The sequence below is a fragment of the Hymenobacter lapidiphilus genome (assembly GCF_013377885.1).
GTDB classification, from domain to species: domain Bacteria; phylum Bacteroidota; class Bacteroidia; order Cytophagales; family Hymenobacteraceae; genus Hymenobacter; species Hymenobacter lapidiphilus.
In genome coordinates this window covers 1-14901 of record NZ_JABKAU010000026.1, presented here as the reverse complement: position 1 = coordinate 14901, position 14901 = coordinate 1, and the positions used below count along the sequence as shown (strand labels likewise).

The following is a 14901-nucleotide window of genomic DNA, read 5'->3' as shown; positions in this document are numbered from 1 at the left end:
CACCTTGCTTGCACTGGCCTAAAATATTAAGCGTGCTGCTCTGCTGGGCAGCAGGCTTGAGTAGCTCTACTGGCCCAGCCTTCGCCCAGGGCCTGAATCCACTCGTGGCAACCAAAGGACCTGCCTACAGCTACCTGCGTCACGAACAGTCCTATGGCTACCTGCAAGACCCTACCGTGCAGTTGGACTACAGCGACCGGCTGAAATACCGTCCGCTTGGCGTGCATCGGGGGGCCTATCTTTCAGTGGGTGGCGATAGCCGTCAGATACTGGAACGGTTCCGCTACGAAGGATGGAGCGCCGAAGTAGGCCGGCCGTATGTCTTGTCCCTAAACCAGTTGTTTGCCGACCTGGAGGCCACGCCACGCCTGCGGCTGTACACCGAAATTGGCAACGCCTGGGCTGCGCGGCAAGGCGGCCCACGATTTATCGACCAAGACAAGCTGTACATTTTCCAAGGCTTCGCTGACCTACGGGCGCTGCCCGACAGCGGGCTTATCCTACGGGTTGGCCGCCAGGTCCTCGACTACGGCACTGGCTTGATGGTGTCGGTGCAGGGCGGTCCCAACCTGCGCCAGGTGCACGACGGCGTCTCGGCGCATACGGCGTGGGGACGAGCCAAACTGCACGCGTTTTTCTCGCGGCCGGTGCTCAACCAGCCCGGCGTTTTCGACAACCGCTTGTTCACTTCCTCCACGCGGCTGTGGGGCACTTACAACGAATATGCCCTCAAGCTTCTGCCCACGTCTCATCTGGATGCCTACTATGTGGGGTACACGCGGCGTCAGGCCATGTACCAGGCGGGCACGGCGGATGAGGCCCGACACGCCGTGGGGGCCCGGCTTACGGGCCAGCGCGACACGTGGGGCTTCGACCTGGAATCGGCTTACCAGTGGGGAAAATTTGGCAACCAGCGGGTATCGGCCTGGATGGCGGGCTCCATCCTGTATCGCAATTTCACTGCCCTGCATCCCATGCCCACTTTGGGCATCAACTTTCTTTATCTCAGCGGTGATGCGCGGGTAGGAGACGGGCGTTTAAACACCTTTCAGGCCCCATTTCAAAAGATTTTTGTCGGCGCGGGCATTCCGGCCGGAGGCAATATGGTCACCGTGCAGCCCGTAGCCTCCGTGGCTTTCTCCCCGAGGCTGAAAATATTTGCCGACTACCAGTTTCTGTGGCGGGCGAGCCGCCGGGATGGTTTGTACGGGCCCTACCACTTGTTTTTGCGGCCCGTGGAGGTCGACCGTTCCGCCCGCTACCTCGGCACCCAACTGAATATGGAAGTGCACTGGTACGCCTCCCGTCACTGGAATGCCTATGCCAAGTACGCCAAATTTCGCACCGACGGCTTACTCGCCGAGCTGCCCGGGGTGCGGGACGGCATGTACTTCTTCCGCGCCTTCGTCACCTACTCCCTCTGATAGAATACTGGTGGCAAGGCAGACCTGACTTCTGGACCTTGGTCTCTTGTGGCGGGTAGCACCTCCTTTCCATTCATTCATTTTAATTCCCTGACCATGGAAGCTTTGTCTTTTTTAGTTGCTGCGTGGAATAGCATCCGGTGCGTTTGCGTCGCAGCCTCCCGTTCCGTCATTCCGGTGCTGAGCTTGGTGTTGCTGGCTCAATTGGCATTGGGGCAACCAAGCGCCAAACCACGCGTGCCAGCGGGTGCTTACAAGGTGGGCGTCTATACTTACGCGGGGCCCGGCACGGTCAACACCTGGTATATCGAAACGCCCAAGGAAGTGGTGGTAATCGACGTGCAACGGGATTTGCCCCATGCCCGGGAAGCGTTACGGAAGGTACAGGCGCTGGGCAAACCGGTGCGGGCTATCCTCATCACCCACGGCCACCCGGACCATTTCGCCGGGCTGGAATTGTTTCGCCGGGCCTACCCGCAAGTAGATATCTATGCCTCCCAGGTTACGACGGCCACCATCAAAAACGACCCAAATGGCTACATGAAATTCATGAAGTCCATCCCGGGCAACGAAACGTTTAACCCCGCTACCATCCCCTTGCCCAACAAGGTGTTTGCCGATAACGCGACCCTCACACTTGCCGGCGTCACTATTCAAACCAAGGAGCTGGGCAACGGCGAAACCACCAGTGCCACGGCCTATTACCTGCCCGCAACCGGCGAGCTGTTCACAGGCGACATCGTGCTCAATGAGATGCAGCCTTTTTTCCTGGAACTGCATTCGGCGCAGCTGCTCAAAACGCTAAAGGACCTGCCGTCACGCTTTCCGCAGGCCAAAATCATTCACCCCGGCCACGGAGCCTCTGGGCCGGCCGCGCCCCTTATTGCTCGCCAGCTGGACTACTTCCAATACGTGCGCAAAACGGTACACGACGCGTACCTGAAAAACGGTAAAAAGGCGCTTAATCCGGTGCAAAAGCAACAACTGACGGCCCAAATCAACCAGCAGTACCCGGGCAAAGGCCGCCCCGGCGGGCAGCCCGACATGATGGAGCTGAGTATGGATGGGCTGGTTAAGGAATTTCAGGTGAACGGCGAGTAGGCACCCGATAACGCTCTGCCTTGAAGGACTCAACCCTATTTCAATTGTCCCATGGAATATGCTGCTTTAAAGAATAAACGGGTGGTCGTGGTTGGCGGCAGCTCCGGCATGGGCCGGGCCGTAGCCGAAGCGGCCGCCGTGGCCGGTGCCCGCGTGGTGCTGGCCAGCCGTAACCTGGCACGCCTGCTGGAGGTCAAACAGCAGCTGCCTGGCGCAGTGGAGGCTTTCGCGGTCAACATGCTCGACGAAAACTCCGTTGTCCGTCTTTTCGCGGAAATTGGCCTTGTGGACCACCTGGTGGTCACCGCCGTGGCCGACGAAACCAAGCTGAGCGCGCCCATCACCCAGCTTACCACGGCCGATGCTCAGCGGGGCATGGAAAAATTCTGGGGCACCTTCTTCGTGGCCCGGGCCGCGGCGGCCCACATGGCACCGGACGGGTCCATGACCTTTGTAGCCAGCGCGTCCATCTTCAATCCCTCGAAGAGCGGCATTTCAGTGATGTCGGCCGCCAGCGCTGCCGTGGCAGCTTTTGGGCGCACGCTGGCCGCCGAGCTGGCCCCGGTCCGGGTAAACGTGCTAGCCCCTGGTGTTGTGAACACCGGGGTATGGCAGAACCTGAGCGAGGAGCAACGCAAGCGCCAGGCGCACTGGGCGCGGGAAAGCCTGCCGGTGCGTCACCTCGGCGAGCCCGCCGAGCTGGCCCACGCCATCCTGTTTTTAATGACCAATTCCTACACCACGGGCACCATTCTATCGGTTGACGGGGGATTGGCCTTGGTTTAACCATGCCACACCATCTTCTTTATGAACAATACCATGCAAGCGTGGGTCACCGACCCGCAGGTTTCCCAGGGCATTGCCTTGCGGGAGGTCCCCATTCCGGTGCCCGGTAGAGGGCAAGCGTTGGTTGCCGTGCGGGCCATTTCGCTGAACCGCGGCGAAGTGCGCGACCTGCGGCAGCAGCCAGCCGGGACGATACTCGGCTGGGACACGGCCGGCGTACTCCTGCAGCCCGCGGGCGAGTTTCCGGCCGGAACCCGGGTTGTAGCCTTCGGCTGGCGCGGCGGCTGGGCGCAGTACCGCGCCGTAAACCTGAACGACCTGGCCGTCGTGCCGGCCGAGGTGGAGTTGGGGGTGGCCAGTACGCTGCCCGTGGCGGCGGGCACGGCGTGGCGGGCGCTACAAGCCTGTGGCAACGTGCACGGGCGGCGCGTACTCATCACCGGGGCAGCGGGCGGCGTAGGCCGGTTCGCGGTGCAGCTGGCCCGGCTCGCCGGGGCGCACGTGGTAGCACAGGCCAGCACCTCAGCGCGTACGGCAGGATTAGAAACGCTGGGGGCCCAGGAGGTGGTGACAACGCTGCCCGCCAACCTGGCCCCGGTGGATGCCGTGCTCGAATGCGGCGGAGATGACCTGCTGCACGCGGCGGCGGGGCTGCTTAAACCGACGGGCCTACTGGTTCACATTTCCGGCAGTCAGGCGCAGCTCCCGACGCTGGCGCCAAGCCAATACCTGCGCTTTGGGTTAGGCACCCACTTGCGAGCCGACCTGGAGCGCCTACTGGTATTGGTCGCCCAAGGACAGTTGGATACGCAAATTGTCTGGCGTAGGGATTGGCAGCGGTTCCCAACCGCTGCCGAATTGCTGCTAGCACGACACATCAATGGCAAAGCAGTGCTAGACCTTTAGCTGGCTCCGCAGTAGCCAAACCACGCTAAAGATGCCCGCTGCTTCGGCACCTGTAAAATCCTTCCATACATCCACCAATCTTAAACACATGAACCACGCATTGCAAGGCCAGCGCGTGCTGGTCGTCGGTGGCGGCAGCCGAATGGGGCTGGCCGTGGCTCATTTGGCCCTGCAGGCTGGGGCAGAGGTCATTATTGCAAGCCGCTCAGCCACCCGGCTGGCCGAAGCAGGTAAAACGCTGCCTACAGCGGTGCAGTCGTACGTCGCCGATGCGGCCGACGCGCGGCAAATGGCCGCCATGCTGACCGCTTTGGCCCCGCTGGACCACCTCGTGCTGACGGCTTCCAGCTCCGGCTCGGCGGGAAGCTTGGTGAACACCGAGCCCTCCGACGCCAGAGAGCCATTCGAACGGTTCTGGATGGCGTACCACGCCGTGCATTACGCCCCCACGGCCGTGCGTCCAACGGGTTCGGTTACCTTGATTTCGGGTAGCAGCGGCCGGCGGCCGGGGGTCGGGTTCGGGTTTTGGAGTACGCTGCACGGGAGCATCGAAGCCCTGGCCCGGGCTGCCGCGCTGGAACTAGCCCCCATCCGGGTGAACGTGGTGTCACCGGGGGGAATTGGCATGCGACCAGACCGGCAGTTAACCGAGCACGCCGGTCAACCGGAGGATGTCGCCGCCATGATTTTAGCCGTGCTCAGCAATCCGGCCGTCACCAACGCCGTCGTCGACGTGGACAATGGCGAGCGACTCGGCACCTGGCCCCAAGCACGCTAATAGGACCGGCGCACTTCTCGCTGGGAAGCGCTTCCTGCTGCTGCCTGCTGCCCTGAATTTGTCTTCACTCATTCTCCTAACCCCGCGCTGCCATGATTACCGACTTTTCCCACATCACGCTCAACTGCCGCGAGTTGGAGCGGAGCGTCGCCTTTTATCAGACCCTGGGCCTGGAAGTATTACGGGACGTCGGCGAGCTGAATGCCCCCGGCATTGCGCAGGCGTTTCAGCTGCCGGCCGGGCACCTGCGGGTCGTGCACCTAGCCCCACCCGGCCGCACGGGCAACATGAAAATCGACCTGTGCCAGTGGCTGGACCCCACCCCGGTGGGCGCGCCCTATTCCACCCTCAACCACGTGGGCTGGGCCCGCCTGTGCCTGGTGGTGCAAGGTTTGGACGAGACCGTGCAGCAGCTGCAGGCCCAGGGCATTGGATTTCTAAGCGACATCGCCGCCTTTGGCCAAGGGGTCCGCTCCGTCTGCCTGCACGACCCCGACGGCACCGTGGTCCAGCTCATCGAAGGCCTGTAAGGCCGATTCATCCACTGCCTTCACCCTTTTTTTACTCCTATCCATACCCATGGAAAATCCATCCAATACCCCCGACGCGCCCCGGGCGGCGTATCCCGTCGCCTTCAACCACGTGGGCCTGAACGTACCGGACCTGGACCAGGCGTTGGCCTGGTACCAGCAGCTGTTCGGCTTCACGGTCCTGATGGGCCCTTACGAAGTAGAGGGCCAGGCGGGCCTGGCCGGCCAGATATACGTGGACATTGCCGGGGCCACCATGCGCAAAACGCGCGTCGCGCAGGTCGCCATGGGCAATGGCATCGGCCTGGAGATGTTCCAGTTCCTGGACCCGGCCACCCCGGCGGCGTCGCCCATTGAGGAGCTGTACTACAAGCCGGGCCCCTGGCACCTGGCCTTCACCCACCCGGACGTGGAAGGCTTGTTGGCCCGCATTCTGGCGGCCGGGGGGCGGCCCATCAGCCAGGTGTGGAGCCCCATTCAGGACCAGGACCAGTTCAAGCTGGTGTACTGCTACGACCCGTTTGGCAACGTGCTGGAGCTGTTTTCGCACAGCTACGAGCAAATGCTGGCCAATCGGTAAATGCGGGCCGGACCACCCGGCCCGGCGAATTAGGCGGCCCCATCGCTAAGCTTCTCAACTCCTTTCTCATCTTTTTTCCTGCGTGTCATGAAAAACGTCCTGTTGCTTAACACTGGCGTGGTCGGGCGCCTGCTTGCCCCGCAGCTCGCTCGCGCCGGCCACCGGGTGCGGGTGCTTACCCGCACCGCCACGCCCCACCCGGAATGGGACGCCCTCGGCATTGAGCAGGCCGAAGCCGATATGACGACGAGTGAGCTTCCCCGGGCGGTATTCCAGGGCGTGAGCCGCTTCTTCTGGGTCATGCCCGTGGTGGAGCAGTTTGCAGAAGTGGCCGAAGCCGTGCTCCGGCAGGCCCGCGCCGCCGGGGTGCCGTACATCGTGCGGCATTCGGAAGGCGGGGCCGACCAGCCGCGCATCCGGCTCTCGCGCTGGCACGCCGAAGCGGACCGGCAGCTGGCGGAGTCGGGCCTGGCGTATACCATCCTGCGCCCCACCTCTTTTATGCAAAACCTGTTCCGGGACCACCAGCAGAGCATTTGCCACGACCAGCTGCTGCGGGCCGCGACCGGCAACGGGCGGCAGGCCTTCGTGGATGCCGCCGATGTCGCCGATGCGGCGGCTACGGTGCTAACCACGGAAGGGCACGCCGGCAAAACCTACGCCCTGACCGGCAACCGGGCCTATTCCTGGTTCGAGGTAGCCAACCTGCTCACGCTGCTGCTGGGCTGCCGCGTTGCCTTTCAACCGCTCAGCGACGAGCAGGTGGCCGCGCAGTTACAGGAAGCGGGCGTGCCCCGGTGGCTGCAGGAAGCCATTCAGGGATTCAACCAGGAAATTCGGACCGGGGGCGTCGTGGACCGCGTGCGCCCCGACCTGGGCCGCCTGCTGGGGCGCCCGCCGAAAGAGCTCGGGGCCTTTCTGTTGGAACACGCCGAGGCCTTCCAACCCGTGAATCCCTTTGCCACCACCCCCTTGCTGACCCGGTCATGAAAGCCATCCTCGCTACCGGGCCGCAATCGGTGCACTACGCCGACAAGGCCATGCCTGCCGTGGGCAGGGGGCAGGTGCTGGTGCACGTGCTGGCGGCCGGCGTGAATCCGGTCGATTGGAAAATGCTCAGCCACGCCTCCTCCACCCGGCCGAGAACCCCCGGCTGCGATTTTTCCGGGGTGGTGGCCGCCCTGGGGCCAGGCGTCCACGCCTTCCAGCTCGGGGACGCGGTGTACGGCAGCCTGGGCGTGGTGGCCGACGGCACGTTTGCGGAATACATCACGGGGCCCGCCGATTTTATGGCCCGCAAGCCCCGCTCGCTGTCGCACGAGCAGGCGGCGGCGGTCCCCGTAGCCGCGACCACGGCTTGGCAGGCCCTGTTTGACTACGCCAACGTGCAGGCCGGGCAGCGGGTGCTGGTGCACGCGGCGGCGGGCGGGGTGGGCCTGTTTGCCGCCCAACTGGCCAAATGGAAGGGGGCCTACGTCATCGGCACCGCTTCCGGGCGCAACGAAGCCTTCGTGCGGGCGTTAGGCGTGGACGAGTTCATCGATTACGGCCGCACCGCGTTTGAACGCGCCCTGCCCGCGGTGGACGTGGTGGTGGATACGGTGGGTGGGGCCACGGCCGACAAGTCGTGGGCGGTGCTGAAAAAAGGCGGGTTTTTCGTGTCCGCCGTAGGCGCAGCCAACGAGCAGCAGGCCCTGCAGCACCGCGTGCGGGCCGCCAACTTCCTGGTGGTGCCCGATGCCAGCCAGCTGCAGCAAATAGGCCAGCTCCTGGACGCCGGCCAGCTACGGGTACACGTGCAGCAAACCTTTCCCCTGAGCGCCGCGGCGGAGGCGCTGGACCTGAGTCGGCAAGGGCACGTGCGGGGCAAACTGGTCCTCACCACGCCAGGGTAGCCTTCTCGGCTTGAACTCAACCAGGCGCTTGGGCGGAGCGAAAAGCCTTTTTTTCGGCCCGCTGGAAACGGCGACCTCCCTGCCTCTTTCTGGCCGCGCCCCGCACCCGCGTGTCCGTTTCGCCTTTCCGCCCTTCCCCGCCCGCATGGAACGCTACCTGTTTGCCTTCACCTGGAAAACCCTCCCGGACCCCGCAAAGGCGCCGGCGGAACGCGCCCAGGCGCAACACCTGCTGGCGGGCCCGCACCTGGAGCAGGTCCTGCTGGCCACGGACCGCTCGCGCGGCTGGCTCGTGGTGCGGGCGCCCACGGAGCAGGCCGCCGCGGCCGTCCTCGCCACCCTGCCCTTTTTTCCGCACATGCAGCTGGCCGTGAAGCCGTTGGAAATCCACTACCCCTAGGCCGGCCGGGTCCCGTTGCGGCCGGCGGAAGCTGTTCTCCCGTCTCCTTTTTCTTTTCACTTCTTCGCTGTCCCCCATGTCGTCTGCCGATTCCCCGCACGCCCGCAGCAGCCGGGTTACGCTCGCCGAGTACCAGCACCGCTACCGCCACGTGCGCCTTTCGCGCACGGACAACGGCATCCTCACCGCGCAACTTCATTCCGATGGCGGGCCGCTCATTTTTGCGCTGTCGGTGTACGAGGATTTGTTGTCCCTATTCTACCACATCGGGGCCGACCGCGAGAACCGGGTGCTGATTCTGACCGGAACCGGCGACGCGTTCATCGGCGGGGCCGACCTGGGCAACCCGGCCGAGAGCGGCACGCCCGAAGGATTCGATGAGTACTACTCCCGGTGCAAGCTGTTGGGGCTGCGTCACCTCGAACTCGAGGTGCCCATCATCGCGGCCCTGAACGGCCCCGTCTTGTTTCACAACGAGCTGGCCCTGCTCTGCGACGTGCTGCTGGCGACCGACAACGTGCTGTTCCGCGACGCCGGGCACCTGCCCGGCCGCATCGTGCCCGGCGACGGCGTGCAGGTCATCTGGCAGGAGCTGCTGGGGCCCGTGCGCATCAAGCACTACCTGTGGCTCCAGCAGCAGTTCACGGCCCAGCAGCTGCTGGAGTGGGGCATCGTGGCCGAGGTGCTGCCGAGCCACGAGGCGCTCCTGGCCCGGGCCCGGGCCATCGCCCAGGACCTTAGCCAGCTGCCGCCCCTTACCCTGCGCTACACCCGGCAGGCCCTCAACTGGGAGCTGCGCCGCAAGTTCACCGAGCAGCTCGGCCACGGCATGGCCCTAGAAGGCATCACCGTCAACGACGTCTTCGTGCAAAAAGCATTGTAGCCGCCCGCTTCCTTCGCCCTTTTCGAGCGAATACGCCTGCCTACGTTCGCGGACAAAATAGTGCTAATCGCTGGGTCCACCGGCGGTAGCGGCTAGGCGGCCCGGCCTGATTGTCACCAGCCTGCTGGTGCCCTGCATGGGTTTTGGGGCGGTGCCCCGGCTCAAACACTGGCTCACGACCCCACAATTGTATAGACGGCGCGGTAAAGCGACAAAAACTTCTCCCGCGTAGTCTAATTCGGCAACGCATGGGCACGATTGGACCCTCATTGAAAGTCCGGAACGGAAGTGCCCCGAAGTAAAAGAGCATGCGCCGTAGTACCGCGACGAGTTGCCATCTCACATGCCTGTTGATTTTCTTACCCAAGCCGAGCGCCAACGCTACCAGCGCATGCCGGCCACCATCGCCGAGCGCGACCTGCGCCAGCACTTTCACCTGAGCGAAGCGGACCGGGACTTTGTGGCCACCTTTCGCGGGGCCACGAGCCGGCTGGGGGTGGCCCTGCACCTGGGCCTGTTGCGCTACCTGGGCTACCTGCCCGATGAGTGGGCGATGCACGTGCCCGCGGAGCTGCGGACCTTCGTGGCCGGGCAGCTCGCCGACGGCGCGTTCGTGGACCTGGTCGGGTACGGCAGCCGGGAGGCCACGCGCACGGCCCACCTGCAGGCGGCCCTCAAGCACCTGGGCTGGAGCAAGTGGACGCCCCTGGAACAAGGGTGGCTGGAACCGTGGCTGTTGGAGCGGGCCCTCGAACACGACAACGAGCGGCTCTTGCTGGACCTGGCCTGCCAAAAGCTGCGCCAGCACCGGTTGCTGCGCCCGGCCATCGGCACGCTGGAACGGCTGGTGGGCAGCCTGGCCGAGCAGGCGCACCGCGAATCGTTCCGCCGCCTACGCCCGCTGCTCGACCAACCCGGTCTGTTGGCCACGCTCGACGCGCTGCTGGTGCCCGACGACACCCCCGCCGCCCGCACCCGGCACCGCTGGCTGTGCCAGGCCGCAACCACGGCCAGCCCCCTCGCCCTGACGCAGGCGCTGGCAAAACTAGCCTTTCTCCAGCAGCTGGGGGTGCCGGCCTGGGACACCAGCGGCCTGCACATCAACCGGCAAAAGCGCCTGGCCCGCTTGGTACGGGCGCGGCGTAACAGCTATTTACAGCGCCTGAGCCCGGAAAAGCGCTACCCCGCCTTGGTGGCCTTTTTGCGCGAGAGCCTGCTGGCACTGACCGACGCCGTTGTCGAGTTATTTGACCAGTACTGGGAAGGGGCCACCGCCAAAGCGCGCCGCGACCTCGACGCCTACCAGCAGCGCATGGCCGCCGCCAAAGACCAGGCCCTGCTGACCCTGGGCGAAGCGGCCCGCCTGGTCGTGGACGAAGAGGACGTACCGGGGCCGGACCTACGGGCCATGATTTACAAAACCCTCTCCCGCGAGGCCCTGCTCACAGCCCTGGAAGTGAGCCAGGCCCTGTTGCAGCCCAGCCGCCATTCCCATCTGGCCTTCCTCGCCGAACGCTACACCAGCGTCAAGCAGTTTTCCGGCCAGCTGCTCGCGCAGCTCCACTTTGCCCACGCCTACCAGGGCGACGATTTCGCCCAAGCGCTTGCGCTGGTGGCCGACTTGCAAGCCGGAAAGCGGCGCAAGCTGCCCGAAGACGTGCCGCAAGCCTTTCTAACACCTACCTGGACTAAGAGCGTGTTTGGGAATTAGTTGGCTGTTGCTCGGCGCAAGGTCATGGTCAAGTTGGCGACCAGCAGCCACGCAGCATGGCTGGCCGTTGTGCGCTCGTAATCCATGGCGAGCCGGCGAAAGCAATTGAGCCAGGCGAAGGTACGCTCCACGACCCAGCGCTGGGCCACTGGGACAAACCCACGCGTGGCACTAGGCGGCCGACTGGCCACGTGATGCTGCCAGCCCAGCTCCTGCACGTGCTGCGCGAATTGGCCACCGTAGGCTTTGTCGGTCAGCACCCTGCGTAACCGGCTGGCCCAGGCGGGGCGCAGCTGCGTGGGGCGGGGTAGTAGGGGCACCGCTGCCCGGCTGTCGTGGCCGTTGGCCGCGTGCACATGCACGCACCAGATGCGCCCGCCCGTGTCGCAGAGCACCTGCCGTTTGCGCCCGTTGACACGCTTGTGGGCGTCGAGGCCCCGCTGCTGGCCCAGGCGCGGGGCCAACTTGACGCTTTGCGCGTCGACCAGGGCTAGCGACGGGGTGGGCAAACGCTTACTCGCCAGCCGGTCAGCGCGGTTGCTGGCCTCATTCAATCGGTGCAGCATGCCGGTGCTTTGCCAACGGGCAAAATAGTAGTACACCGCCGACCAGGGCGGAAAACAAGCCGGCAGGCTGCGCCATTGGCAGCCCGTGCGACATATGTAGCGCAAGGCATCAACGACTTGGCGCAAACACAAGTGCCGCTTACGTTGCAGCGGTAGCAGCGGCGCAATAACTTGCCACTGCGAGTCAGTAAGGGGTTGATAGCCGTCAACCATAATGCGAATCGGAGCCTAGGAACTCCCGTCGCAACTTACTGGCTCGTTTCTTTTTGCCCTAGCCAATTCCCAAACACGCTCTAAGTTCGTGTGGGCTGCCGAAACGGCGACGGCCGGTGGCCACCGCCAAGCATACGAGTTGGGCGTGCTCACAACGCTCCGGGAGCGGTTGCGCTCGGGGGACGTGTACTTACCCGACTCGCGTCAGTACGCCCCCTTGGAAAGCTACCTGCTCCCGGCCAACGAATGGGCGGCCGTGCGGGCCGATGCCTGCCAGCAACTCAATTTACCCGCCCAGCCCGTGGAGCGGATTGCCCAGCGCATCGCCGAGTTACAAGAGCTCCTGCCCCAGGTCGAGGCCCTGCTCGGCAGCGGCCACGGGAGTTACCTTGACGAGGCCGCCGGCCGCCTGGTCGTGCCCCGCCTGCAGGCCGAAGAGTTACCGGCTTCGGTCAGGGCCTTGCAGGAGGAAATCACGCGCCGCCTGCCCCGCGTCGAGCTCACCGACCTGCTGGTGGAAGTGGACGGCTGGACCCAGTTTGCGCCCCAGTTGCGGCCGCTGGAGGGCCAAGCCCCGCGCCAGGTGCAGCACGCCACGTTGCGCTACGCCAGCCTACTGGCCCTGGGCTGCACGATTCCACTCACCGACATGGCCCAGAGCACCGGCCTCGACTACCAGGCGCTGTGGTGGACGGCCCGCAGCTGCCTGCGGGAGGAAACGCTACGGCCGGCGACCACCCAGCTGGTCAATTACCAGCACCGGCAGTGGCTGGCAGCCTTTTGGGGCAACGGCACCTTATCCTCGTCCGACGGCCAGCGTTTTCCTGTCTCCGGGGCCGTGCACAACGCCCGGGCCCTGCCCAAGTACTTCGGCTACGGCCGCGGCGTCACATTTTACACCCACACGGCCGACCAATACGCCCAGTTCGGCAGCCGGGTCATCGCCGCTACCGAGCGCGATGCCACGTATGTGCTGGACGAAATCCTGGGCAACGAAACGGAGCTCGAAATCCTGGAGCACACCACCGACACGGCCGGCTACACCGACCTGGTGTTTGCCCTCTTCGACTTGCTGGGCCTGGAGTTCACGCCCCGCCTGCGCGACATTGCCGACCAGAAGCTGAGCAAAGTCAAGGGTCTGGACGTGGCCTACCCACCCCTTAAATTTACCGGGCAGGTAAATCCCGACTACCTGGCCCGCCACTGGGAAGACTTGGTGCGCGTCGCCGGCTCCCTGAAGCGGGGCTACGTGACGGCTTCGCTCTTCATCCGTAAGCTTCAAGCTTATCCCCGGCAGCATCAATTGACCTACGGCTTGCAGGAATACGGCCGGCTGGTGAAAACCATTTTCATCCTGCGCTACCTCTTGCACCAGCCCCTGCGCCGCAAAATCAACACGCAGCTCAACAAAGGCGAGCAGTTGCACGCGCTGCGCAGCTGGCTCTGGTTCGGGGGCGACGGGGTACTGCGCCGCAAACAGGAAGAAGCCCAACAAGAAGTGGTGGGCTGCCTGAATCTGCTCACCAACGCCGTGGTCGTCTGGAACACCGTGTACATGCAGGAAGTGATTGCGCAGCTGCGGGCCGAAGGCTATCCCGTGCACGACGAGGACTTGGTCCATCTTTCCCCCGCCCGCTTCGAGCACATCAACCGGCTGGGCAAATACACCTTCGCCGAGCAGGAAACCTTGCTCCGCAACGGCTTACGCCCCTTGCGCCAACCAGGACAGGCGGTCGCGCCGACGGCTGCAATGGCTTAGCGTAATTTTTCGCCCCGTTGTAACGAGAACCCCGCCATGGCTTCTATCACTGGCAGATGCCCGCGTAGCGTGAACGGCAAGCGCAAGAGAGGCTGGGCGACGGTGGTATCAGGAGTGCCCGGCTTGCGCAACTGCACCCGGCCGGCGCGGTAATCTAGTGTGAGGGCGTACTGGCTGAGTAGGTTTTGGCCGATGATGCCCAATAGCACGGTGCCGCCTAGCTTCTGCTCGATCTTAGCCAAGTCAAGCGTTAACGTCTCCTTATTCTGGAAACTGATGCCGGCCCAGTCAAAGCGCTGAACGGCGCAGTATGAGGCCCCACCTACCGTACCATTAACCCCCTGCGGGCCGCCCACCGAGAGAGTAGCCTGACTACCAGGCGCCGCGAACTCCCGTTGGTTGAGCAGTAGCGACGGGGCCCCCGAATCCAACACAAAGGCCCCACGCCGGCCATTTACTTCAGCTTCCACAACGATAAGCCCACCGACTAACCGCATGGGTGCCTCAACACTAGGCGGAGTTGTCAAGTCCTGGGGACCAAAGCGAGTGTCAATCCGCTTGGCTTCCGCTTTTACCAAGTTAAGTTCCAGAAATTTGCCCTCCGGCGAGAGCAGCATATCAACTTCTTTTGGCACCAATTTCCCTCTATGGGTAAAGGCGCACACGTAGCGCATGTTGCCCCCTTCCGGCGTCTGGCTCACTAGGCGGCTGCTCTCAACCGGTGCGCCCTGTGCTAACACTTGAGCCAATACCTGGCCCGTATAAGCGGCGGGTAGAGTACCGATGCGGGTTTCGGGCGTCAGGTAAGGTTGAAGGGGCGCTACAGACTTAGTGTTGAGAGCCGTCACGAGCTGATCTAGAGCGGGCACCCCCAGCGGCTGTTGGGCCTGAGCGGTCCCACTTACCAGAAGAACAAGCAGCAGTAATAATTTCTTCATGCGGAAAAGGCTACTGAGAGCTAGGTCGAGTGATTAATTGATGATAAGGATTCGTCGCAGGTAATAAGGTTGCTTGTCTCCCGAGCTGGTAGTTAGAAGTTTGCTCCTATAAAAAAATATTCCGATAAAATGCTATGTTAAAAGGGGACTAGTAACAAATTTAAAACTATCACTTTTCCAAGGTCGGGATTATAAGATGAATTATGTGAAAGGACACAACCCAGATGAGGTCGGGACTATTCGCTCTTTCCTAATGCGCCCAAAATCCTGTTTGCTCACGCCCGGGAAAGGCGTCTGTTTCGAGTTTACGAAACTCATCCCCTCGGCGCGTTTCGTAAACTTTGAATCGTAGACGAGTTTCTTAGACTCCTCCAGCCCCGCAAGGGCCTACGAGCACCTGGTGCTGGGCAGCTGCTAGCAGTTTACTCAAT

The 14901-nt window shown here is 63.5% G+C and carries 15 protein-coding genes; 13 read left to right on the top strand and 2 right to left on the bottom strand.

All coding sequences use genetic code 11. The features are described 5' to 3' along the window. Positions 1 to 56 precede the first annotated feature (56 nt). The 12 genes from HW554_RS13670 (at position 57) to HW554_RS13615 (ending at position 10994) form a co-directional block, all read left to right on the top strand. A complete protein-coding gene (locus tag HW554_RS13670) occupies positions 57 to 1424 on the top strand; it encodes an alginate export family protein (protein WP_176909144.1) in 1368 nt (455 codons plus the stop codon). Between the two features lie 237 nt (positions 1425 to 1661). Then, on the top strand, positions 1662 to 2525 hold the full coding sequence (locus HW554_RS13665; protein WP_176909143.1) for an MBL fold metallo-hydrolase: 864 nt from the start codon (positions 1662 to 1664) through the stop codon (positions 2523 to 2525). A gap of 51 nt (positions 2526 to 2576) precedes the next feature. Further along, positions 2577 to 3311: an SDR family oxidoreductase gene (locus HW554_RS13660; RefSeq protein WP_176909142.1), complete on the top strand. Its 735-nt coding sequence runs from the start codon at positions 2577 to 2579 to the stop codon at positions 3309 to 3311. 21 nt (positions 3312 to 3332) lie between these two features. Next, positions 3333 to 4217: a zinc-binding dehydrogenase gene (locus HW554_RS13655; protein ID WP_218134722.1), complete on the top strand. Its 885-nt coding sequence runs from the start codon at positions 3333 to 3335 to the stop codon at positions 4215 to 4217. 88 nt (positions 4218 to 4305) lie between these two features. Then, a complete protein-coding gene (locus HW554_RS13650) occupies positions 4306 to 4995 on the top strand; it encodes an SDR family oxidoreductase (protein ID WP_176909141.1) in 690 nt (229 codons plus the stop codon). Positions 4996 to 5087: 92 nt separating this feature from the next. Further along, the gene (locus HW554_RS13645; protein ID WP_176909140.1) at positions 5088 to 5525 is read left to right on the top strand and encodes a VOC family protein; all 438 of its coding nucleotides are present in this window, start codon (positions 5088 to 5090) and stop codon (positions 5523 to 5525) included. 49 nt (positions 5526 to 5574) lie between these two features. Continuing rightward, positions 5575 to 6105 (top strand): VOC family protein, encoded by a 531-nt coding sequence (locus tag HW554_RS13640; RefSeq protein WP_176909139.1) that lies wholly within the window; start codon positions 5575 to 5577, stop codon positions 6103 to 6105. A gap of 87 nt (positions 6106 to 6192) precedes the next feature. After that, complete coding sequence (locus tag HW554_RS13635) at positions 6193 to 7095, top strand: NAD(P)H-binding protein (protein WP_176909138.1); 903 nt, start codon at positions 6193 to 6195, stop codon at positions 7093 to 7095. Next, positions 7092 to 8000, top strand: a complete 909-nt coding sequence (locus tag HW554_RS13630; protein ID WP_176909137.1) for an NADP-dependent oxidoreductase — start codon at positions 7092 to 7094, stop codon at positions 7998 to 8000. Before HW554_RS13635 ends, HW554_RS13630 begins: the two co-directional genes overlap by 4 nt. A 10-nt stretch (positions 8001 to 8010) precedes the next feature. Further along, positions 8011 to 8400 carry a muconolactone Delta-isomerase family protein gene (locus HW554_RS13625; protein WP_176909136.1) on the top strand — a complete coding sequence of 130 codons (390 nt, stop codon included), beginning with the start codon at positions 8011 to 8013 and terminating at the stop codon, positions 8398 to 8400. Positions 8401 to 8476: 76 nt separating this feature from the next. After that, positions 8477 to 9283, top strand: a complete 807-nt coding sequence (locus HW554_RS13620) for an enoyl-CoA hydratase/isomerase family protein (protein ID WP_176909135.1) — start codon at positions 8477 to 8479, stop codon at positions 9281 to 9283. A 343-nt stretch (positions 9284 to 9626) separates the two neighbouring features. Continuing rightward, on the top strand, positions 9627 to 10994 hold the full coding sequence (locus HW554_RS13615) for a DUF4158 domain-containing protein (protein ID WP_176909134.1): 1368 nt from the start codon (positions 9627 to 9629) through the stop codon (positions 10992 to 10994). Here the strand turns inward: HW554_RS13615 and HW554_RS13610 are convergent. After that, positions 10991 to 11773 (bottom strand): IS5 family transposase, encoded by a 783-nt coding sequence (locus HW554_RS13610; protein ID WP_176898300.1) that lies wholly within the window; start codon positions 11771 to 11773, stop codon positions 10991 to 10993. The genes HW554_RS13615 and HW554_RS13610 overlap by 4 nt on opposite strands. 88 nt (positions 11774 to 11861) lie before the next feature. On the opposite strand from HW554_RS13610, the gene HW554_RS13605 reads away from it, so the two are divergent. Further along, a complete protein-coding gene (locus HW554_RS13605) occupies positions 11862 to 13532 on the top strand; it encodes a Tn3 family transposase (protein WP_176909133.1) in 1671 nt (556 codons plus the stop codon). Here the strand turns inward: HW554_RS13605 and HW554_RS13600 are convergent. Then, a complete protein-coding gene (locus HW554_RS13600; protein ID WP_176909132.1) occupies positions 13529 to 14470 on the bottom strand; it encodes a pepsin/retropepsin-like aspartic protease family protein in 942 nt (313 codons plus the stop codon). The genes HW554_RS13605 and HW554_RS13600 overlap by 4 nt on opposite strands. Between the last annotated feature and the right edge of the window lie 431 nt (positions 14471 to 14901).